This is a genomic window from Bacteroidia bacterium (assembly GCA_041391665.1).
Classification (GTDB): domain Bacteria; phylum Bacteroidota; class Bacteroidia; order J057; family J057; genus JAGQVA01.
This window is the reverse complement of the sequence record JAWKNO010000002.1, coordinates 2,493,723-2,515,268: the sequence shown is the minus strand read 5'-3', so window position 1 is coordinate 2,515,268 and position 21,546 is coordinate 2,493,723. Positions and strand designations below refer to the sequence as shown.

14 protein-coding genes are annotated in these 21,546 nt (G+C 47.0%); 7 read left to right on the top strand and 7 right to left on the bottom strand.

All coding sequences use genetic code 11. From position 1 onward, the window contains the following. Positions 1-38 precede the first annotated feature (38 nt). Entirely contained in the window at positions 39-1,430 is a 1,392-nt protein-coding gene (locus R3D00_21625; GenBank protein MEZ4775795.1) for an aminopeptidase P family protein, read from the bottom strand. Between the two features lie 110 nt (positions 1,431-1,540). Between R3D00_21625 and R3D00_21620 the strand changes: the two genes are divergently transcribed. Further along, complete coding sequence (locus R3D00_21620) at positions 1,541-4,177, top strand: glucosidase (GenBank protein MEZ4775794.1); 2,637 nt, start codon at positions 1,541-1,543, stop codon at positions 4,175-4,177. A gap of 93 nt (positions 4,178-4,270) precedes the next feature. Next, positions 4,271-6,739: a DUF2357 domain-containing protein gene (locus R3D00_21615; protein MEZ4775793.1), complete on the top strand. Its 2,469-nt coding sequence runs from the start codon at positions 4,271-4,273 to the stop codon at positions 6,737-6,739. Here the strand turns inward: R3D00_21615 and R3D00_21610 are convergent. Beyond that, entirely contained in the window at positions 6,734-7,138 is a 405-nt protein-coding gene (locus R3D00_21610) for a hypothetical protein (GenBank protein MEZ4775792.1), read from the bottom strand. The two genes, R3D00_21615 and R3D00_21610, sit on opposite strands and share 6 nt — an antisense overlap. Positions 7,139-7,324: 186 nt before the next feature. Then, on the bottom strand, positions 7,325-9,724 hold the full coding sequence (locus R3D00_21605) for a PKD domain-containing protein (GenBank protein ID MEZ4775791.1): 2,400 nt from the start codon (positions 9,722-9,724) through the stop codon (positions 7,325-7,327). 484 nt (positions 9,725-10,208) lie between these two features. On the opposite strand from R3D00_21605, the gene R3D00_21600 reads away from it, so the two are divergent. Then, a complete protein-coding gene (locus tag R3D00_21600) occupies positions 10,209-11,873 on the top strand; it encodes a DUF1800 family protein (GenBank protein ID MEZ4775790.1) in 1,665 nt (554 codons plus the stop codon). 125 nt (positions 11,874-11,998) lie between these two features. Then, on the top strand, positions 11,999-13,756 hold the full coding sequence (locus tag R3D00_21595) for a DUF1501 domain-containing protein (GenBank protein ID MEZ4775789.1): 1,758 nt from the start codon (positions 11,999-12,001) through the stop codon (positions 13,754-13,756). Positions 13,757-13,834: 78 nt separating this feature from the next. Here the strand turns inward: R3D00_21595 and R3D00_21590 are convergent, their stop codons facing one another. Next, the gene (locus R3D00_21590) at positions 13,835-14,980 is read right to left on the bottom strand and encodes an adenylyltransferase/cytidyltransferase family protein (protein MEZ4775788.1); all 1,146 of its coding nucleotides are present in this window, start codon (positions 14,978-14,980) and stop codon (positions 13,835-13,837) included. Between the two features lie 119 nt (positions 14,981-15,099). Between R3D00_21590 and R3D00_21585 the strand changes: the two genes are divergently transcribed. Continuing rightward, positions 15,100-16,884 (top strand): sodium:solute symporter family protein, encoded by a 1,785-nt coding sequence (locus tag R3D00_21585; GenBank protein ID MEZ4775787.1) that lies wholly within the window; start codon positions 15,100-15,102, stop codon positions 16,882-16,884. A gap of 113 nt (positions 16,885-16,997) precedes the next feature. Continuing rightward, entirely contained in the window at positions 16,998-17,387 is a 390-nt protein-coding gene (locus tag R3D00_21580; protein MEZ4775786.1) for a hypothetical protein, read from the top strand. A gap of 17 nt (positions 17,388-17,404) precedes the next feature. Here R3D00_21580 and R3D00_21575 read toward each other — a convergent pair whose 3' ends face one another. Both R3D00_21575 and R3D00_21570 read right to left on the bottom strand, forming a co-directional pair. Further along, positions 17,405-17,881, bottom strand: coding sequence for a hypothetical protein (locus R3D00_21575; protein ID MEZ4775785.1), 477 nt, complete (start codon positions 17,879-17,881; stop codon positions 17,405-17,407). A gap of 375 nt (positions 17,882-18,256) precedes the next feature. Further along, the gene (locus R3D00_21570; protein MEZ4775784.1) at positions 18,257-18,919 is read right to left on the bottom strand and encodes a hypothetical protein; all 663 of its coding nucleotides are present in this window, start codon (positions 18,917-18,919) and stop codon (positions 18,257-18,259) included. 185 nt (positions 18,920-19,104) lie between these two features. Between R3D00_21570 and glgP the strand changes: the two genes are divergently transcribed. Then, on the top strand, positions 19,105-20,814 hold the full coding sequence (glgP, locus tag R3D00_21565; GenBank protein ID MEZ4775783.1) for an alpha-glucan family phosphorylase: 1,710 nt from the start codon (positions 19,105-19,107) through the stop codon (positions 20,812-20,814). Between the two features lie 19 nt (positions 20,815-20,833). Here glgP and R3D00_21560 read toward each other — a convergent pair whose 3' ends face one another. After that, positions 20,834-21,466, bottom strand: a complete 633-nt coding sequence (locus R3D00_21560) for a hypothetical protein (GenBank protein ID MEZ4775782.1) — start codon at positions 21,464-21,466, stop codon at positions 20,834-20,836. Between the last annotated feature and the right edge of the window lie 80 nt (positions 21,467-21,546).

Here is a 21,546-nt window from a genome sequence, read left to right as displayed (position 1 = left end):
ATTTGGGAATTGAAAAGCTTTTTTGAGGAAAATAATTTTTATGAAGAACGTCTGATTTCTTCCACCGCCGCGATGGTTTTGGGCACCTGATTACCGATGAGTTTTCCGCCTGTTTCTGTAATCAGATAGTTGTCTTCGATACGAATTCCGCCAAAGTCCCTGTAATCTCCAAGCGCAGCATAGTTGATGTATTCCGTAAACTTCCCTTCTGCCTGCCAGCGGTCGGTAAGTGCCGGAATAAAGTAAATGCCTGGTTCTACCGTCAGCACAAAGCCCGGTTGAAGCGCCCGGGCAAGCCGAAGGCTCTTTAGTCCAAACTGCGTACTTTTTTGTTCACCGGCTTCATATCCGACATGTAATTCGCCCAAATCTTCCATATCATGCACATCAAGCCCCATCATATGGCCCAGTCCATGTGGAAAAAACAATGCATGTGCACCGGCAGCTACAGCTTCCTCTGTATCGCCCTTCATGAGCCCCAGCGCTTTTAGCCCGTTTACAATGGTACGGGCAGATAACAGATGAACGTCGCGGTAGGTAATTCCGGGGCGAAGAGCATCAATGGCATCGTTCATCGCCTGCAAAACGATCTCATAGACATCCTTTTGTTTTTGGGTAAAAGTTTTGTCAACCGGAAAGGTACGGGTCATATCGCCGGCATAGTGCATCAGCGACTCTCCCCCAGCATCGAGAAGCAGCAATTTGCCGGAAGAAAGCGTATTTTTATGATAATGGTTGTGTAAAATTTCGCCGTGAACAGAGCAAATAATCGGGAAAGACAAATGACTTCCATATTGTAAAGGGACGGCATGAACGGCCGCAGCAACCTGCGCTTCTGTCATTCCCGGACGGGCGATACGCATGGCCGTAAGATGCATTTCATTGGTAATCGCCACGCCTTTTTCAATCTCCACCATTTCCTCCCCGGTCTTGATACTCCGCTGCGCAACAATCGCCTCAATCAGCGGCAGGGAAGCATGTATTGCGGCATCTGACGGGTTTATACCCAACAAATGCGACAGGCGAATGGCATTCTCCGGACGGTAAGGAGGCAGAAAACGAATCTCCCGGTTTTGTTGTTTTGCCTGATTAAGCACAGTTGCAAGTGCAGCCTCAGGAGCGGTATCTTCAATCCCAGCCTGGTGGCTCATCTCCTTTATGGTAGGAAGCGCCCCTGTCCAGACAATCATATCCAGACTCAACTCGTCGCCAAAAACCGTGGTTTTCCCGGTATCAATATCGATTATTGCTGCAAGCCCTGCATAGTCAAGCCCACAAAAATAAAGAAAATTGCTGTCCTGCCGGAAATGATAGGTATTGTCAGCGTAATTCATACCACTTTCCTGATTTCCCAGCAGGAGGATCAGGCCGGAACGAAATTGCGACATCAGTTGTTTTCTGCGGGCGATATAGGTCTGAGATGGAAACATAGGATTTAATATCAGATAATAAGGCGATACATATAATTCGTCGGGAAGGTAAATATATAACAGAAAAGTAAGAAATTGGCCAATTGCTGATATTGCGATTAAGATATTATATGAACAAATTTTCAGAACATATTCGCCTGGAAGAATTAAAATCGGGAAAAAGGGACTGGCACAACTGGGGCCCGTATCTGAGCGAAAGACAATGGGGAACTGTCAGAGAGGATTACAGTGCCAATGGCGATGCATGGAATTATCTGCCTCACGACCATGCGCGTTCGAGGGCCTATCGATGGGGAGAAGACGGGCTGGGAGGAATCTCGGATAAATATCAGAGGCTGTGTTTTGCGATCGCACTTTGGAACGGCAAAGACCCTATTTTAAAGGAGCGACTATTTGGGCTTACTGGTCCTGAGGGAAATCATGGAGAAGACGTGAAGGAGCTGTACTTTTATCTCGACAGCACCCCCAGTCACGCTTACATGCACTTCCTGTACAAATATCCGCATGCGGAATTTCCCTATCAGCAACTGGTAGCAGTCAACAGCATGCGAGGAAAAGAGGAACCAGAGTATGAAATCACCGACACCGGAATTTTTGATGAGAGCCGATATTTTGATGTAGCGGTGAAATATGCCAAAGCCGCCGAAAATGATATGCTCATCGAGATCACCATTTCTAACCGGGGGCCCGAGGCTGCCCCGGTGACGCTGCTTCCCACACTTTGGTTTCGAAACCGATGGTCTTTCAAACCGGGAAAAACAAAACCCGTTATCAAGGTTGAGCAGGGAGGAAGCGATTATGGGCAGGTGCTGGCTTCAGCCAAAACCCCGGGCGAATACCGGTTGTTGTTTGAAACGCCCGACAAACTCCTTTTTACAGAAAATGAAACCAATCAGGAAAGAATATTTGGTACCCCCAATCCCCACCCGTTTGTGAAAGACGCTTTTCACCGGGCGGTGGTAGATCAGGATGATGCGTTTCTCAAAAACAAAACCTCCGGAACCAAATGTGCCCCCGTATATGAATGGACGCTTTCCCCCGGAGAAAGCCGCACCGTGCGTTTACGGCTGACAGAAACACAACCGGGAAAACAGGCCCTGACGAGCGATTTTACCAAAATTTTCAATTCCCGCAAAGCTGAAGCAGACCAGTTTTACGCAACATTCATTACCCCCGGCCAGGACCCTCAGCTTTCCCTTATCCAGCGGCAGGCTTTTGCCGGAATGCTCTGGACCAAACAGTTTTACCATATTGATATTCCCCTCTGGCTCAACGGCGACCCCGGACAGCCACCACCGCCAGCGTCCCGGAAGTCAGGAAGAAACCGACAATGGAAAACCCTTAACAATGAAGACATTCTCTCCATGCCCGACAAATGGGAATACCCCTGGTATGCTGCCTGGGATCTGGCGTTTCACTGTGTGCCGTTGGCTATGATTGACCCTGAATTTGCCAAAAACCAGCTGATCCTCATTCTCCGCGAATGGTATATGGCTCCCAGCGGCCAGATTCCGGCTTATGAGTGGAATTTCAGCGATGTAAACCCTCCGGTTCACGCCTGGGCTGCTCTGAGGGTGTATGAGATTGAGAAAAAAATGACTGGCAAAGGAGATGTAGATTTCCTCAAAAGGGTGTTTCAGAAACTGATCCTGAACTTTACCTGGTGGGTAAACCGGAAGGACTCTCAGGGCAATAATGTTTTTGAAGGCGGATTTCTCGGGCTCGACAATATCGGGATTTTTGACAGAAGCAATGACCTGCCAGAGAACGGGCAACTGGAGCAGGCCGATGGCACAAGCTGGATGGGTTTATATTCGCTCAATCTCATGCAGATTGCCCTTGAAATATCTTGTACCGATCCTACTTATGAAGATGTCGCCACCAAATTTTTTGAACACTTTGTCTATATCGCCGAAGCGCTCAATACATTCGGGGAAGACCGTATCAGCCTTTGGGATGAAGAAGACGGGTTTTATTACGATGTCCTCCAATTTCCTGACGGGCATTATGAGCGCATCAGAGTGCGGTCACTCGTAGGACTTTCGGCTTTATTTGCGGTGACCATCATTCCCAAATCGCTTCAGGAAAAAGTACCCGAATTTATGAGTCGCCTCAACTGGTTTCGCACCTACCGAAATGAGAGCAAAGAATACGGGGCTGTAGAAGAAAGGGAAGATGGTACCATCCTGCTGGCAATGGTTGCCGAACAGCGGCTGGAAAGATTGCTCGAAGCCATGCTCGACGAGGAGGAGTTTCTTGCACCAGGGGGTATTCGCTCGATCTCCAAATTTCACGAAAGGCATCTTTACAGACTTTGGCTTAAAGGCAAAGAGTACAGCATCCGATATGAGCCAGGCGAATCTACCACCGATCTTTTTGGCGGCAATTCCAACTGGCGGGGGCCCGTGTGGTTTCCGATGAACTACCTGCTGATCGAAGCCTTGCGCACGTATGAAGAATTTTATGGAGATCCTTACCGCGTAGAATTCCCCACGGGTTCGGGCCAGCGGCTTTCTTTCACCGAAGTTGCAGACGCCATTTCGAAGCGGCTGATTTCCATTTTTCTTCCTGATGATGAGGGAAACCGCCCCGTCAACGGTGGTTCGCCTCTCTTTCGCGACGACCCCTATTTCCGTGATCTGATATTATTTTACGAATATTTCCATGGCGACAACTCCCGTGGCATCGGCGCCAGTCACCAAACCGGTTGGACAGGACTGGTAGCGGAGATGATTTCAAGGACATAGCGCCCATTTTTTCCGCGCTTCCCGATGCCTGATAATGGGTAAAAACGCAGGGACATAAGAATAAACCACTGAGGCCTGGAAGAATTTTGTAAAATGCATACGATTACCCAATTTAACTGTATGCTTCAGTTTCAGTCTCCGGATATTGGTTTTTTGCAGATTCGGGCAAATGGTGCCGGGAGAAAACTGAACGTACCCGCGCAGACTGAATCTGCTCGCTTTTTCTACAGGGGACTGAACATTTCGCCGCAAGTATCACTTCCCGAGCTACAGATGCAGCCCATATTTTTCGAATGGCAGCAGATCGATATTTTCTTCGAACCCTCATCGCAGGCACCGTTTCACCCTCCGTATAAGCTATTTCTCAACCGGCAGGATACCGGATTGGAATCTTCGATTGCCGGCCATTCACATAAATTGTTTGGCAGCCTGAGTCTCGCCGACGCTGTCGGGTTTACCGATATAGAAATTCGCGACAGAGACAACAGGCAGGTTTTTCTCCTCGAAACAGAGGTTTTTCCTTCCAAACTTTCCTACAAAGCCGAATTTGAAGCCATGATCGAAGAAATTCATTCTATGGTTCATCACCTGGCTTTTGATCATCTGAAAAAAACTTTTGCCTTTACCAGCCCTTCTGAAAAAAGGCAAAAAAGTCTGCCCGAATGGATGGCCATGCTCGAAATACTGTTTGAAAGCATGGCGCGCGGGATAGATATGATTTTGAAAACACCCCATACAAAGGTACAAACCACCATTCTCCCCCAACCAGCACACCGGGTAAAAAATGCACCGCTCAAAAATGCAGACAAATGGCTGGGTAAACATTCACAATACCTGACCAGGGAACAGGATAAAGGAATGGCTGCGGGTTCCGATCTTTTTGCCACGCATTTACCCGAAACCCGCAAAACAATTACCACAGATACGCCCGAAAACCGGTTTGTGGTTCAGGCAGTCCGGAAGATCATCCAGGCACTGGAAGAACTGATAACCAGGAGAAAACATCACTGCCGCGACACAAAAAAAATCCAGCCGGAAATTGAACGGATCCGGTATTACCAGCGGAGGCTGAAGGCGCGGCTCAATCATCCTGCGCTGGCAAATGTTTCAATTACAGACCAGCCACCGCCCCACTCACTGGTACTGACGATGGCTCCCGGTTACAAAGATTTTTATCAGAAGTATTTGTTGTTGCAAAATGGGCTGAGTATCAGCAACGATGATGTTTTTCGCCTCGACTATAAGGAAATTTCTACGCTTTATGAATATTGGTGTTTTCTGAAAATGATTCAGCTTCTTGGCGATGATTCGCGTTACGAGGTGAACACCAAAGATTTGATACAGGTTAGTCACAACGGACTTTCTCTGACTTTAAAAAAAGGTAAAGCATCGAGGGTAAATCTTGAGCGGAAAGATACGGGCGAAAAAATCATCCTTTGGTTCAACCGCACATTCACCGAGTCAGAAACCCATACATTTGCTCAGATTCCCGACCATATGATCGAATTTGAGAAAGCCGGTTATCGCCAACGGTTTCGCTATATTCTCGATGCCAAATACAGACTGGATCTTTCAGGTGAAATCGCGGGCCCGCCGCCGGAAAGCATTGCACAACTTCACAGATACAGGGATGCCATTCTTTCCCAAAAACAATTTTCGCTTACCGGCACTACCGCTCACAAAAGCCTGGGAGGTGTGATACTCTTTCCTTTTCCGGGCAATGAAGAAGATTTTCGAAGACACAGGTTTTTCCGCAGCCGGAAGGAAGTCAATATTGGCGCTATTCCCCTTACGCCCGGCAAAACGCAGTCGCATATCCTTTTGCGTGAATTTCTCTATGAACTGTTTGAAACACCACCAGAGGTATTGTATGAGCAAGTGGTAGAATACGAACGATCTGACCACCAGCGGGTAATTACAGAAGCCCGGACAAAAGTATTGATAGGACTTTTGCCCGACGACAAACACTACCAGAAACGGCGGAATTTTTTTGTTGAAAATGGCCTTTTTCACTCAGTATGGCGGGGTCAGCCGGAAGATATTGACTACATTGCCTTTTACGACCAGCGGCAGAAAAAAATCACTACCTATGGCCATGTGGAAAGCCGGATCATTGTTTGGGCTCAGGAACTTGAGAAAACTGGTGTGGGCTGGCCCCGGCGATATCCCAAACGAAAGTATATCGTTTACCGCCTGAATGAGCTGGTTCATTGCGATTTCTCCTTTCGGGGAATCCGGGCGTTTGGGACGAATTGTACAAGTTTGTGGGGGTTACAGCAAGCCATCAGGACCGGCGATGACCAGTATCTGTGGCTGGACTCCTATGCATGGCTGAGACTATGGCAGGAGGTAAGGCAACTGTATCCCGAAGCAGAAGTTTCTTTTGTCAGAGATGGTCAGGGAAAACGGCAGGTGGTGATATTGTTTGAATATAAAGGACAACCTTATACCTGCACACTTTCAGGAAATGAAGAAATTGTACTGGAAGGGGGGAGACAGGCGCGCATCCGGGCAAGATTGCAGGCAGGGGCACTAAGCCGCCTGCTGGGAATACCATCATAACGAACGGACACGGGTCCATTGCCAGGACGAGACGGTTTCGCTATGCCTTTTTTCGCGGAGTTCTACGATGTCTTTCAGGCAAACAATTTTTTCAAATATGACCGTATCCGGTACAGATTCTCCCAGGGGAATGACTTCCACTACTACCCGCAAAGCACATCCTTCAGCCTTTTCGCGAATGCTGATCGGCAGGGCCAGTTCCAGCGGCGCATCATGCGAGGTATAGGGAATTCTCGCCAGCGTAATTTTTAACTCACGACAAATATTGCGGTTTTCCTCTCCGGGTGTAAAAGAAACATGCGTAATACCTGCAAAATCATAACCTCTGCGAAGCGGAAGATCGACATGCAGTTGGTAAGCATTGTCCGCGCGTTTTTGTAGGTACAGTTTGGGTTCCATCGTATTTCATTTACGAAGAAACCCTCAGGATATTTTGAGAAAAGGGAAAAATTATGATTTAAGGCGGTTTTCTGCTGGCTCAGCCAGCAGAAAAATAAAAAACCACTAGGGACATAAGGGGCATGAAGGCAAAACACTTTGGGGAATTTTGTATCTTCCTGATGCCCCTTGCGGTTTTATCTGTCACTACCGGTAAATCGTAATCGTCCCCGCTTTATCAAGTGCATTTCCCAATATATCGGTAGCCTGCATGCGATAGGCATATACGCCTTCTTTTACGACATATCCGCTGGCCGTTCTTCCATCCCATCTAAATACCGGATCATTGCTGGTGAATATTTCTTCGCCAAACCGGTTGAAGATGGTAAATGAAAACTGCTGAATCAGGTGAGCCTCCACAAAAAATTCGTCGTTGAACCCGTCGTCATTGGGAGTAAAAGCAGTAGGGATATACACCCCTATGAGGGCCTTGACCTCAATCGTCTTTTCGAGATCGTATTCACAACCATATATATCCGTTACCAATGCGGTAACTTTATATTTATTGGGGAATTTAAACTCATGCGCAGGGTCGGAGCTGGTAGAGGTTACACCGTCGGCAAAGTTCCAGAGATAGGTATCGCCCAAAATGGTACCGCCAACACTGAAGTTAACAATTGGAGTGGGGAACTCAACGACAGAATCAGCGACAATTTCCCCCACACCTACCTCGTGATGAGCTACCTGCAACAATACGCGCTCACTGATACATCCTTCGGGCGAAAGTTGCTCTACATACAGCTCGTAGGGATAAGTGACAGGGGGGGAATAATAGGCCGGGCCATGGTAGAAGGCCGTAGAATCTTCAAACTGGTGATACCAACTGGTAATGCCCCCCTCAACCGGGATCGCTTCCAGGTTGGCGCGGGTACCAAAACAAACCGGCTCGTCGTTGATTGCAGGCGGAGGGGGATGATGAATGATCTGATCCTGGACCAGACTGTCTACACAGCCTTTGTCAGAGGTTACAATCAGAGCGACAGGATAAATGCCCGCTGTATCGTACAGATGCACCGGGTTTGCCGTCATTCCCGCTCCTGTGCTGTCGCCAAATTTCCATTCCCAGTCCACGATATTATCGCCAAAAAGATCATTGCGAATCGTACTCAGATAGACAAAATGCGCAGGGTCGCCATTGCACACATTATCCTCCACGAGGAAATCTACTTCAGGTTTCGGGTAAACAGCCACAAACCGCGAAGCGGTATCGCGGCAACCCAGCAAATTGGTTGCTTCCTGAAAAATCTGGTATCTGCCCGGTCCTGCAAAATGGTGAACGGGCGAAAAATCACTGGTAACCGTCCCATCGCCTATACGCCATATCAGGCTGGTCATCGGACTTCCGGGAAAAGTCGTTTGGTTGTCAATAGCCAGGGTATCCCCCTCACAAGCGCGAAGCGGCATCCGGAATCTCACATCCGGCTTAGGCATAACCACAACCTGCTGGCTAGCCGTATCAGGGCACCCATTCACATCCGTAATGATCAGCGTAACCGTTTTTGTTCCCGCACTCTGATAGCTGTGAAGCGGAGCGGGTAAAGCAGAGCCCGTACTATCGCCAAAATTCCAGTTATAGCTACGCACAGAAGAAGGCCCGGTATAAGCAAAGCCAAATCTGTTTCCCAATTCACACTGCGGACCTGGGGCATTCATTGCGGCAGTAGGGGGCAACGGCATATACACATCGTGGCTGCTGAGGACGGCGGCATTTCCGCACAGATCATTTACCGAACCTACCAGCGACAAGGTATAATTACCCGCCTGCTGAATGGGAGGAGACACAATCAGATCAAACTTTGAGTCAAACGCCCCGCCATTGGAGCAGTTACGACTGATGACCTGAGAAATGGTATAAGGGCCGTCAGGGCCGGTAAAAGTAAAATCTGCAGGATCAACCGTCGCACAATTAATATTTTCTGAAAACTTCGCCGTAACCCCGGTACAGAAGCTCGTAACCTCATCCAGTGTAGGCTGAATGTCGTCAAAAAGCCTGGCTGTAGACTGGGAAAAATTGAGGGTATAGCCGGAATTGGAAGCAGTAAAATTGCTGATATTCAGCACGAAGGTCTGTCCTGGGCTGACAAGAATACAGGGCGTACTTTGGCCGGGGCAATTGGCCATATTCCCATTAGCACCCGTTTGCCCCTGGCAGCCCAGATTATAGGTCCAGCTACAGGCAACTTCGAGATTGGGGTTGTTGGGAATATCCGCACAGCTGGCATTGGTAAGATTAAACAATGCCCAGTCATAATCATCAAGCGGATCAAGCGGGTTGATGGTAAAACACAATTCTCCCTGGGTCTGGACGGTAAAAATATACCAAACACTGTTACGCTCTCCGAGCAAAAGACAGGATTGCATGCCATTGATCTCATCGGGATTGCGGCCTGCACCCGCGTAGGCATTGGGCTGAAAGTACACATCCTGACAAACAGAAAGCGCACTAAAGCAGTCTTGCTCAGGTTGATTGGGAGGAAGTTGTGCAAAAAGAAAGCATGGGTTAAGGCAGATTAGTACAAGGAACGATTTGAAAAAAATCTTACGCATAATTTTTTCAGAGAAGACATTCTTAAATGAGAAAACAACAGGTTATGTGGAATTGAAAATTTGCCAGAATGTATCGTATAGCCTGTATAACCCCTGAATCCGAAGGCTAAAATGAGGATAATCGCGTGGGTATTTAGTCTCTTTACACCCGAAATATTACATTGACCATTCAGGAACAAACCCCTTTTCCGGCATTTTCCCGGCGAGCGGTCAGGTCTTTTGTAAAAAAATATAACTTTTTGGTCGAATTCATAACATGGATAGACGAAATCTGCGCTTGAATAGTCCACTTACAGTCCTATCTTTACACTACAAACAATTGCCAATCTCAGGCAATTTTCATGGGGTAAACTTTTTATTTTTTGTAGCAATATGACCCGTGGGTCATACAGCCAGGAGCGATACTTGAGGCAAATATGATCATTCGTCCTTTTTGAAGGAACGGGTCATTTACATATGTATTTGTTCAACCATATATAACGCTATGGCATCACTCTCTCCCAGATCCGGCCTGCTGGGCAAACGTCTGGCCGCACACTTGCTTCGAAGAGCCACATTTGGCCCTACACGTGCAGAAATAGATGATTTTGCAACCCGAAATGCCGATGAAGCAGTTGATCTGCTGCTCAATTTTCCTCCTCCTCCCCTGCCACCAGTCGATCCGCAGTCAGGGGCTACCTGGGTAGTTACGGGCAGAACACCGGCAAATTCACCCAGCAATGAGTTAAAGTATATTGTTAATTCCTGGTGGCTGCATCAGCTATTCGATCCGGCGGTTTCATTGACTTTAGCCCACAAAATCCTCTTTTTCCTGCATACCAGCTTTACAACCAGCATTGAAAAAGTTCAGTACAGCGAAAATCACTATTATACCCTCCGGCTGTTTATGTATTATGCCAACGGAAGTTATAAAGATCTCGCGAAGAAAATCTGTCTCGACAATGGTATGGGCGACTTTCTCGACATCAGCGAAAGTTTTAAGGGAAATCCCAATGAAAACTTTGTCCGCGAATTTCTGGAGTTATTCACCATTGGGAAAGGTCCCTCCGCGGGCCCCAATGATTATACCACTTTTACCGAACAGGATGTAACAGAAGCGGCAAGGCTTATGACCGGATTCAGGGAGAATACCGACTGGGCCGATCCGCTCTACCATGATCCTGAGACCGGTTTTCCACAGGCCAAACCCGATCCCAGTAAACACGACGAAACCGATAAGGTATTTTCCCACGCATTCAACAATACGATTATCACGGGTCGCACCTCTGCACAGGGGATGCTGGATGAAGTATCCGACTTTGTCGAAATGATCTTCGATCAGGATGCTACGGCTGCCTATATCTGCCGGAGACTTTACCGGTTTTTTGTACGGTACAAGATCTCACAGGAAGTGGAAGATGATATTATTCAACCTCTGGCAACCATTTTTCAAAACAGCGACTATAATATTGCAGAAACACTCCGTGTATTGCTGAAAAGTGAACATTTTTACGACGGTGATGATTCGGCTTCTGACGATGAAACCGTTGGTTCGCTCATCAAGTCTCCGATGGAATTGCAGGTAGGGATGATCCGTTATTTTCAACTTACCCCGCCCGACCCTGCCATAGATCCTTTTGAAGCTTATGTCAATTTCTACCGGTGGGGCATGCAAAAACCCATGTCCGAAGCATGTTTTGATCTGTTTGAGCCACCGGAAGTCGCGGGTTATCAGCCCGTCTATCAGGCACCGGAGTACAACCGGTTGTGGTTCAGTGCAAAATCGATCCCGGCGCGGTACGCAATCGTGGACGAGCATATTGACGGAACGCCCCTGATGCAGTTTGATGTAATGGCCTTTGTCAATGATCCGGCAATGATCACCGATTTTCAGGGAAATGACCCGCAGGGAACTCCTGGCCCGCATCCCGGTGCGCGAATCGCTCATCATCTGGTGACTGAGTTGGTCGAATACCTGCTGCCAGAACCGCTGGATCAGGTCCGGTTTGATTATTTTCTTCACGACATTCTGCTTGACAATCTGACCGAACTCAACTGGATGTTTGAGTGGGACAATTATCTCGCATTGGGTGATGATGTAAATGTCAAACCCCAGATCAAAAAACTCATCCGTGCCATTCTGCAATCACCGGAATATCAGCTGGGATAGAAAAATCGGCGGCTGCTTTCGAAGCCAGCGATTTTCCCGGCGGCTTCTAGCCAAAGGTCCCATAAAGGGGAGCCTCAGCCACCGGGGATCATATATTATTCTTTACAATACAGCAATCAACAAATATGAAGCGACGCGATTTTCTTAAAGGTACGTTACCACTTGCTCTCGCGCCTTTAGCGTTAAATGGTATTCCGGTAAGGGCTATGGCCCGCAACCTGATGCTGAGTTCTTTTACCTGTGAAGAGATCAATGACCGGGTGCTTGTACTGGTACAGCTCCACGGAGGCAACGACGGGCTGAATACGCTCGTGCCACTGGATCAGTACAGCACTTATAAAAACCTCCGTCCTTTGATCGGGATTGAGGATACAGGAGTCAGAAAATATATCAACATGGATTCAAACCTACCGATACAAAATCAGGTTGGACTCCATCCCGATCTGGTAGGGATCAAAGATCTTTATGACCAGGGGAAAGTAAACTGGGTCATGGATGTATCCTATACCAACAACAATGGCTCCCACTTCCGCGGAACGGATATCTGGCTCACGGGTAAAGATGGAGACACGATTCCGGAAAACCCCGATTCGGGCTGGTGGGGTCGTTATCTTGACCATCGTTTTCCCAACTACCCGGCGGCCTACCCCAATATGGATATGCCTGACCCGCTGGGTCTCGAATTTGGCAGTCATATTATTTCGCTGGGTTTCCATCGCGCGATGGGAATTCCCACAGGCCTGACCCTTAGCAACGATCCCAACGGTTTTTACAACCAGCTCACCGGCGTGGGTGGCGTGCTGCCCGCCAATTTTCCCGCGTCTGATTATGGCGATGAATTGCGGTTTCTCGTAGAAATGGAGCGCAGCACGAACGTTTATGCACAGCGCCTTTCAACCCTCTATGACAATGGCTCCAATACGCCTGGCGTGGTATATCCCGAAACGTATCACACCTGGACAACCAACAACTACAACAACCCGCTGTCGCCACAACTGAAAACTGTCGCGCGTCTGCTGAGTGCAGGCTGTAAAACCAAGATTTTCCTCGTCCGGATGGGGGGATTTGACACCCACGAAGGGCAGGCGATTGCAGGAAAACCTTCCTATGGCTCACATGGCGCTTTGTTGTATCACCTTTCCGAAGCTATTCGCGCATTCCACGAAGACCTTAAAGGAATGGGAATCGAAGACCGGGTAATGACCGTTACTTTCTCCGAATTTGGCCGCCAGGTAGCAGAAAATGGAACCTACGGCACCGACCATGGAACTTCAGCGCCTATGCTTATCGTAGGCAAAGGCATTAAGCCTGGTATCACAGGTACCAATCCTAACCTCAGCAATCTGCAAAACAACAATTTTACCAGCTACCAACACGACTACCGGCAGGTTTTTGCTACGATTCTACAAGACTGGTTTGGTGCCAATTACGGCACGCTTGACACCGTGGAGTTTTATGACTGGAGCAATAAAAAAATTGATCTTGTCAATGATAGTTATATCGATGATTTCGGGAATGTAGTCAATTTTGTTGCAGATATCACCTGTGATCCGACCCCCGACATCCAGCCTCCACCGCCGACCTCCCTTGACCGCGATCTGGTCAGTCGGTTCCAGTTTAAAGTCTGGCCCAATCCGGCGACTGATATCGTAAATTTTTCAATAAAATCAGATATGATGCAGCCAGCTACGATTTCCGTTTACACCACTTCGGGCAAACTGGTTATGGAAAAAGAGGTGCGTTTATTTTCTGGTGAAAATTCGGATACCCTGGACATGTCTTCCCTGATCCCTGGCACATATATCGTAAACATGGTTGCCAATAAGAATAGTGCATTTGGCACCCGGCGACTAGGTTCTAAAAAAATCGTTGTTCAGCGATAAAGATTTTCTCAATTCCAATTACCGACTGTTGATGGATATGCAAAGGCAGAGCGCTTCAGGCTCTCTGCCTGTTTTTTTTTAGAAAGCGCCATCTTTGCGACGAATACGCACCTGCATGGAACCTTCGAGCGGTTTTTCGGTAACCAAAATCAAATAGCCACCGCCACCGGCCCCGGAGAGTTTCCATCCCAGGGCATGGCTGCTGTACTGGTCGATGATCTGGAGAATTGAGTCATCGACCATATTGGGAAACATCGCAATCTGCCCTTCAAATGAGCGGCGGAAAGATTCCCCAAACTTATAGAGATCTTTTTGCCGGAGGGCTTCCCAGCAGACTTCTGTCGCATCAGCCAGCGCTTTGGCTCCTTCGGTAGATATACAGGTATTTTCCAGCACATCGTAATCCATTTCCCTGGGGTCAAGCGGGATCAGAGACAAATGGTTTTCGATAAACTCCAGCACACTTTCGTCGTGGATGGAAGTGATCTTATGCGGCCAGTAATTATTGTCGTAATCCAGCTTATTGAGGCCAGGCAAAACAATGCCCAATGAATCCTGGGATCCGGCGACGATTTTGGTTCCGGGAGGATTTTCATAACTAAACAGAATACGGGCCAACTGTTCCCGGTCCCCGGAGGGTATTTCCGTTTTCCACAATTCTATCGCTCTTCTGCGGGTGCTGGATGCCATACCGCTGCGCTCGTTGAAGTCAACGGTAGGTTCGATGGAAATGGTCAGTACCGGGCCGGGATGAAATTGGGAAACGTAAGGTTGGTCGAGCCAGCCGCCAGCCAGGTCAATCCGGAAGGGAATGGTACATACTGAGCGGAGCGAAGTAGTGGAGCGGGTGGGCAGATCGCCGTGAGGAATGCGTTTGAGTACAACATATTCGATGCCCCGTTTTTTTACAACTTCTGCCTTCCGGGGCGAATTACCATCTTCATTTACAACAAAAATATCGGGACGAATCTGAACAAGCTCTTCTTCAAAATCAATGATTCCCCAACCTTTATTGACCGTACACTGCTTCACACAGCGCAGCGCATCAATCATATATTTCCTTTCCTCTTCTGTATTGACAGGGTAACGGCCCTTAAGATGTTTCACATTCTCATCACCGCCAATCCCTACATAGAGATCGCCATGTTGTGCCGCTTCCTGAAGAAATGCAACGTGACCACTGTGGAGCATGTCAAAACAACCGGTTACAAAAACTTTTTTCATACAGGGAATTCATTGAGAAACAAAGATAGTTTTTTTGTGATTATTCTCTATTTTAGGCAGAATTTACGATACTTCGAAAAACCTATCTACTAAAATCGGACCATTAATTCCTACTACACATGATTTTATCCGGTATTGATTGGGGCATAATTGTTGCCTTTTTTATTATTTCTCTGGTGGTGGGCCTTTGGGTTTCGCGTCAGGCAGGAGAAAGTGTTTCAGATTTCTTTCTTTCTGGTCGAAATATGCCCTGGTGGCTGCTCGGTGTGTCCATGGTGGCAACTACTTTTTCTACAGATACCCCCAATCTGGTTACCGGATTGGTTCGTACCGATGGCGTGGCGGGAAACTGGGGATGGTGGGCATTTTTGCTGACGGGTATGATGACGGTATTTGTGTATGCCAAACTCTGGCGCAGATCAGAAGTACTCACAGATGTGGAGTTTTATGAATTGAGGTATAGCGGTAAACCGGCGACCTTCCTCCGTGGGTTCAGAGCCCTCTATCTGGGACTGGTATTTAATGTCATGGTCATGGGCTCGGTATCATTGGCCGCAATCAAATTTGGGGAAATCATGCTGGGCATCCCCGGCTGGATGACTTTGCTGATTGCGGGTTCTATCACCCTGATATATAGTACCATCGGAGGGTTAAAAGCAGTAATTATCACTGATTTTGTACAATTTACCATGGCGATGATCGGCTCGATCTGGGGAGCGATTTATCTGGTAAATATGGAAGAAATCGGTGGGCTTACCGCACTCCTCTCCCACCCCAATGTATCGGGCAAACTGAATCTTCTTCCCGATTTTCACAATACGGCTTCCTGGGTGCCCGTATTATTGATTCCTCTTGCGGTGCAGTGGTGGGCTTCGTATTACCCGGGATCCGAACCCGGTGGTGGCGGGTATATCGCACAGCGGATGTTTTCTGCCAAAAATGAAAAACACGCCATTGGGGCAACATTCTTTTTCAACGTAGCCCATTATGCCCTTCGTCCGTGGCCGTGGATATTAATTGCACTCGGATCGCTGATTATTTTCCCGGAAGTCGCTGATATACAGAAAGCATTCCCCAACCTTTCAGCAGACAAACTCGGCCATGACGTAGCGTATCCCGCTATGCTTACCCTTTTACCGGCTGGGCTTCTGGGGCTGGTTTCGGCTTCACTGATTGCAGCTTTTATGTCCACGATCTCTACACAGCTCAATCTTGGGGCTTCTTACCTGGTCAACGATTTTTATCAGCGGTTTCTTAAACCCGAAGCTTCACAGCAGGAACTCGTATGGGCGGGAAGATTCTTTTCTGTACTTACAACTGTGCTGGGTATGGGACTGGGGCTCATGCTGACTGACGCCAATCAGGCCTTTTCATTGCTTTTACTGTTGGGATCGGGTACGGGATTGATTTTTATCCTCAGATGGTTTTGGTGGCGCATCAATGCCTATACAGAAATCGTGGCGATGGTGTCTTCGCTGATTATTGCGGGTTATTTCACCTTTGTTCACGACAAACTGGATATTCTGCCGTTGCTCAGTTGGGAAAAACTTGTTATCGGCACGATACTCACAACGCTCACATGGGTAGTGGCTACCTGGTTTACGCCGCTGACAGATGACCTGACGCTGAGAAAATTCTATAAACTCATCAGACCCGGCGGCTCAGGCTGGGATGCTGTAATCAAAAAAGCAGCAGAAGAAGGCGAACATATAGAGAAAGAAAACGGGCAGATTCCCCTCGAAATCCTCAGTATGTTTATCGCTTGTATTGCCGTTTACTGTACGTTGTTTGCTACCGGGGCCTGGTTGTATGGCAATCATCTGAATGCCTTGCTGCTGGGTGCAGTTGCTGTGGCGGGCGGATATTTCCTTTTCAGTATCAGAGGAAAACTTAAAGCAGATTAAATGCGAAAAATACCCCTGAATGTAAGATTTTGAATATTTTGTATCCTTTTCAGCAAAATAATTTCAGACTTCGAAAAGTTAATTCATCAATAGATAATTAATTAAGGAGTCTTATGAAAAGCATGGTTTCAGGGGTATTTTTCCTCTTCCTTTTGTTCTTCCTTGCACCCGGCGTGTCGGCGCAGTCGGAAACCGAAATTGTGAAAGCCAAAGTAAATGAAGCGTTGGTTCAGTACCTCAAGAAGGTATATCCACCCAAAAATTGCGACCTGAACGATTGTGCCTTTTTTTACAAAAATGAGATGATCGTCACCAAAAACCAGGAGGTCGGACCGCAGTTACGGCTTTGGGGCAAAGCAAAAGTGACGTATCGCAATGCCCGCACAGGCGGTGACGGGCTGGCTTACTTTTATGCCGAAATCCAAAAAATAGACGGCGTCGTTACCGTAACCGGCCTAAAATGGAAAACCGGTGATTGTATGAAATTCGAACCGTTGATGTAAAAACGCCCTTTTTCGCCTTAATTGGCGTGGTAGCGGTTGATATGGGTTTGAAGAGATTCTTTCCTGGCCTGGATTTTTTCCTGAATCCGGATAGACTGTTGGGTGAGCTCCGGATGATTGAGACGTTCGCCAAGTTGTAATCTTTCTTCAATCGGAACAGTCCGGAAAAAATTGTAAAACGCATTACGGGATTCTGCGTCATCCTTCTGAGTTTCCATCATGCCGCAGTTTCCCAATGCTGCTACCAACTGGAGAAAATTGCCGGAGTAAAACGGATATAACCAGTAATAAATTTTCCCCTCAACGGTTTCTGCTTCAGCCCGGATACTATCGAGGATCACCTCGCGGGTTTCTTTCATGTCTTCCGGACCGATACAGGAAGACTCGGGGTTTAGTTTATAATAACTTCTCTCAAAAACCTGAAGCTTTGCAAAACGGCGCTCAATGCGCTGAAGGGTAGGCTCTGCCAGTTTAAATTCTTTCCACGTTTTCATAAAATGGTGTTGGTAAAGATTTGATTCATGTAATATTATTGATGATTCGATTACAATCCCTGCACTTCTTACATCACAAAACGCCCACTCAGACCACTTCAACACAAATCGGCAGAGATTTATAACTGATTTTTATACAATTTATACAAATAATATTACACAGTAAAAACTTTACACATATTAAAGCAAATATTATGCCTGATCTGTCTGATACCGGAGTTGTTTGGCAAAGCGGAAAGAAAAGCGGGAAGATTTCCTCCGGGAAAACAATAATTCACCCAAGTGTCCGTAATACACTCATACACGATAATATTAAAATTGGGTAAATTCGAATTAGCTGGGGCTGTCTGTAAGGACAGCCTCTTTTTTTATGGCTTAGATTTCCTCTATCTCATCGCCGATTTTTTCGATCAGATTTTCTTCATGCAAAAATTCGGAGACCGGCAGGTCCTGCCCGGCCTTTCTGAAAATGCGAAACAAAAAAATCGCCAGCAGGAGAGACAACAAAAAGCTGATTACACGGCCGCCCCAAAATAGCGTGTAAAAAGTGTAAATATGAAGAACCTGATAAAAAAGCGTGGAAAAGACCGCCTGTGTGATCATTGTGTAGGCAAACCTTACTTTCAACCCAAACATATCTTCTTTGATCTTCAAAATACTGAGTGCAAACAGGATAAAAACAGCAGAGAAGCCAACACTCAGTACGGTTGGGATGATTTCAGGCAAAATTGTGTAAAGCCCGGACATTCCCATCAGCGGAAAAAGCAACCCCAGAAAAATCATTACCCACAAAAAAGTATCTGCATCCCGGTAGTGAAAATGCTCATCCAGCAACTTTCGGAAAGTCAGCCAGATATATGCCCAGAACAAAGCGCGCACCAGGGACATCACATGCACCTGAGAAACGGAACTGATATCTGAATAAGCCCCCAGGAGGTACCCGGACAGCCATTCCACAATAAAACTTATTACAACAATATTTGCTGCGACCTTATATTGAAACAATTTTGCTTTGGGCTCCATATCCATATCGTTCATGTTCAAATTAAGTGGTTTTCCTGCTGATTTCCGATACTACGGACAATGAATCCTTTGACAGGAAAGACTATATCACCCATACGGTAAGTTCTGGCCATTGAATGAAATACCTTTAAACTGCCTTGTATTTCCCAAATTACACCCTAATTTTGCTCAACTCGAATCATTATCAAATTACGGATTAAATGAAAACAAATTGTACGTGGGAACATCCCTATACCCCTGCAGAACCCTTCTCCAAACGAGTTGCCTACTTTAGTATGGAATTCGGTATTGATACCGCACTAAAGATCTATTCAGGTGGACTCGGATATCTTGCAGGGTCCCATATGCGCAGCGCCTACGATCTGAAACAGAACATGATCGGTATCGGTATGCTGTGGAAATTTGGCTATTATGACCAGGTAAGAGATCAGAACAGTTCGATGAAAGTTCTCTTCCGTGAAAGGTATTACACTTTCCTTCAGGAAACAGATATGGTTTTTCCTGTAAAAATTCACGGACAGGAAGTAAAAGTTCAGGCATGGTACCTGGCACCTGAGGTATTTGGCACAGTGCCGATGTATCTGCTGACTACAGACCGCGACATTTATAATGACTATCTTTCCTGCACCATTACCCACCACCTTTATGACCAGAATACTGCTGCGAGAATTGCCCAGAGTATCGTATTGGGTATTGGCGGTGCAAAGGTAGTCGAAGCCCTTGGCGGCGCAGATATGTACCATATGAATGAGGCTCATGCCCTTCCGTTGGCCTTTCATTTGTACAAAGAGCTGGGAGATGTGGAAAAAGTGCGCGAAAAGCTGGCTTTTACAACCCATACACCGGTAAAAGCAGGAAACGAAGAACACGACATCAACCTCCTCGAAAAAATGGATTTTTTCGCTGGCGTGCCTTTGAGCACAGTCAGGGAAATCACCCATCATATGCATACAGACAACTTCGGGTACACCCCTTCGGCGCTGGTACTCGCCGGTAACGCCAACGGCGTATCTCAGTTGCATGCCGATGTTTCCAATAAAATGTGGAAAGACGTAGGGGATCGCCCCGAAATCATCGGTATTACCAATGCCCAAAACCAAAAGTTCTGGCAAGATAAACATCTCAAAGAAGCGCTGGACACAAACGATAATACGGCCTTCCGTGAGCGTAAGCGTGAGATGAAAGAAGAACTCTTCAAAATTGTCGCAGACCAGACCGGAAATCTTTTTGACCCGGATGTTCTTACCATCGTCTGGGCGCGCCGCTTTGCAGGGTACAAACGCGCAGATCTGATCCTTCGCGATCATACACGCTTTTATGACCTCCTCGACAGACTCAACTATCCGGTACAGATCATCTGGGCAGGAAAACCCTACCCCTTTGATGATTATGCCGTGGATTTGTTCAACCGGCTCGTACAGCTCACCCGCCTGAGCCACAAGGCCACCATCCTTACCGGTTATGAGATGAACCTCTCTTCAATGCTGAAAAAAGGTTCCGATATCTGGCTGAATACTCCACGCAGACCCATGGAAGCTTCCGGAACCAGTGGGATGACCGCAGCGATGAACGGCTCGGTAAACTTCTCAGTCAATGACGGATGGATACCAGAGTTTGCAAAACACGGCCATAACTGCTTTATATTGCCCGAAGCCGATGAAAATCAGGCAACACACCTTCAGGATGAACACGACTACCATCACCTGATGCGTATTCTTACTTCTGAGATTGTGCCCACCTATTACGACCAGCCTGACAAATGGACGGAAATAGCCAAAAACAGTATGCGTGAAGTAGTTCCTTTCTTTGATTCTGGCAGAATGGCTACTGAGTATTATGACCTGCTGTACAATCAGCTGGGTACCAGAGTAAAAGGTCCCAATGGCGTATCTGTAAAGCAAAGTAAATAATAACGACAACCAGGGGGAATCACGACAGACGAAGGATTTCATCTGCCAGATTCTCCCTGGCTTGCTTTTCAAGCAGCTCGTACATCGGAACCGAAAAATAAATCCGGGGCCGCTGTAAGAAACTTTCCAGAATTTTTTTTCTGCCGGGAAAATATAAACTATCGGGATACAGGCGATACTCTTTTCTGATCGCTTCTGCATACTGCCGATAATCATTCGCAGGACTACCCAGCACCGATAAATCAATATCCAGAAACCACCCAAAATCGGGATGCGCTTTCAACGGCTGATGTTTTGCTGTGGACAAAATCAACTCCCGCACCTGCACAACCGCTTCTTCCCCGCATCTCCACTTCTCCATATATTTTTGTGCAACAATTGCACTCTGCGACTCATTGTTCTTGCGAATCGGGGAATATACGATATCGTGAAAAAAAATTGCCAGTCGGAAAGCATTCGGAAATTCAATGAAGTTTTCGAATTTTTCGTACCACAAGAACATGGCTGCCAGATGTGAGGTTGTATGATAATAACGGCCTGACTGGCCATATTTTTTTATAACAGATTGAAAATCATAATTTTTCACTTCAGCCTCAACCGAAAGTGCCGACATCAGTTTGACCCAGTGAGCAGAGAGATAATCTTCAGGCATTTTCAAGGAATTTTCGTTATTCCCAACATTTTCACATCTTTAGCCTCTTTTAGAAATGTAGGGCAGAAGATGAGGTAAAT

What these genes read in the sequence shown, in the direction of transcription:
- R3D00_21625 (MEZ4775795.1), bottom strand. Translation starts at nt 1,430, where the DNA reads ATGTTTCCATCTCAGACCTATATCGCCCGCAGAAAACAACTGATGTCG.
- R3D00_21620 (MEZ4775794.1), top strand. Translation starts at nt 1,541, where the DNA reads ATGAACAAATTTTCAGAACATATTCGCCTGGAAGAATTAAAATCGGGA.
- R3D00_21615 (MEZ4775793.1), top strand. Translation starts at nt 4,271, where the DNA reads ATGCATACGATTACCCAATTTAACTGTATGCTTCAGTTTCAGTCTCCG.
- R3D00_21610 (MEZ4775792.1), bottom strand. Translation starts at nt 7,138, where the DNA reads ATGGAACCCAAACTGTACCTACAAAAACGCGCGGACAATGCTTACCAA.
- R3D00_21605 (MEZ4775791.1), bottom strand. Translation starts at nt 9,724, where the DNA reads ATGCGTAAGATTTTTTTCAAATCGTTCCTTGTACTAATCTGCCTTAAC.
- R3D00_21600 (MEZ4775790.1), top strand. Translation starts at nt 10,209, where the DNA reads ATGGCATCACTCTCTCCCAGATCCGGCCTGCTGGGCAAACGTCTGGCC.
- R3D00_21595 (MEZ4775789.1), top strand. Translation starts at nt 11,999, where the DNA reads ATGAAGCGACGCGATTTTCTTAAAGGTACGTTACCACTTGCTCTCGCG.
- R3D00_21590 (MEZ4775788.1), bottom strand. Translation starts at nt 14,980, where the DNA reads ATGAAAAAAGTTTTTGTAACCGGTTGTTTTGACATGCTCCACAGTGGT.
- R3D00_21585 (MEZ4775787.1), top strand. Translation starts at nt 15,100, where the DNA reads ATGATTTTATCCGGTATTGATTGGGGCATAATTGTTGCCTTTTTTATT.
- R3D00_21580 (MEZ4775786.1), top strand. Translation starts at nt 16,998, where the DNA reads ATGAAAAGCATGGTTTCAGGGGTATTTTTCCTCTTCCTTTTGTTCTTC.
- R3D00_21575 (MEZ4775785.1), bottom strand. Translation starts at nt 17,881, where the DNA reads ATGAAAACGTGGAAAGAATTTAAACTGGCAGAGCCTACCCTTCAGCGC.
- R3D00_21570 (MEZ4775784.1), bottom strand. Translation starts at nt 18,919, where the DNA reads ATGAACGATATGGATATGGAGCCCAAAGCAAAATTGTTTCAATATAAG.
- glgP (MEZ4775783.1), top strand. Translation starts at nt 19,105, where the DNA reads ATGAAAACAAATTGTACGTGGGAACATCCCTATACCCCTGCAGAACCC.
- R3D00_21560 (MEZ4775782.1), bottom strand. Translation starts at nt 21,466, where the DNA reads ATGCCTGAAGATTATCTCTCTGCTCACTGGGTCAAACTGATGTCGGCA.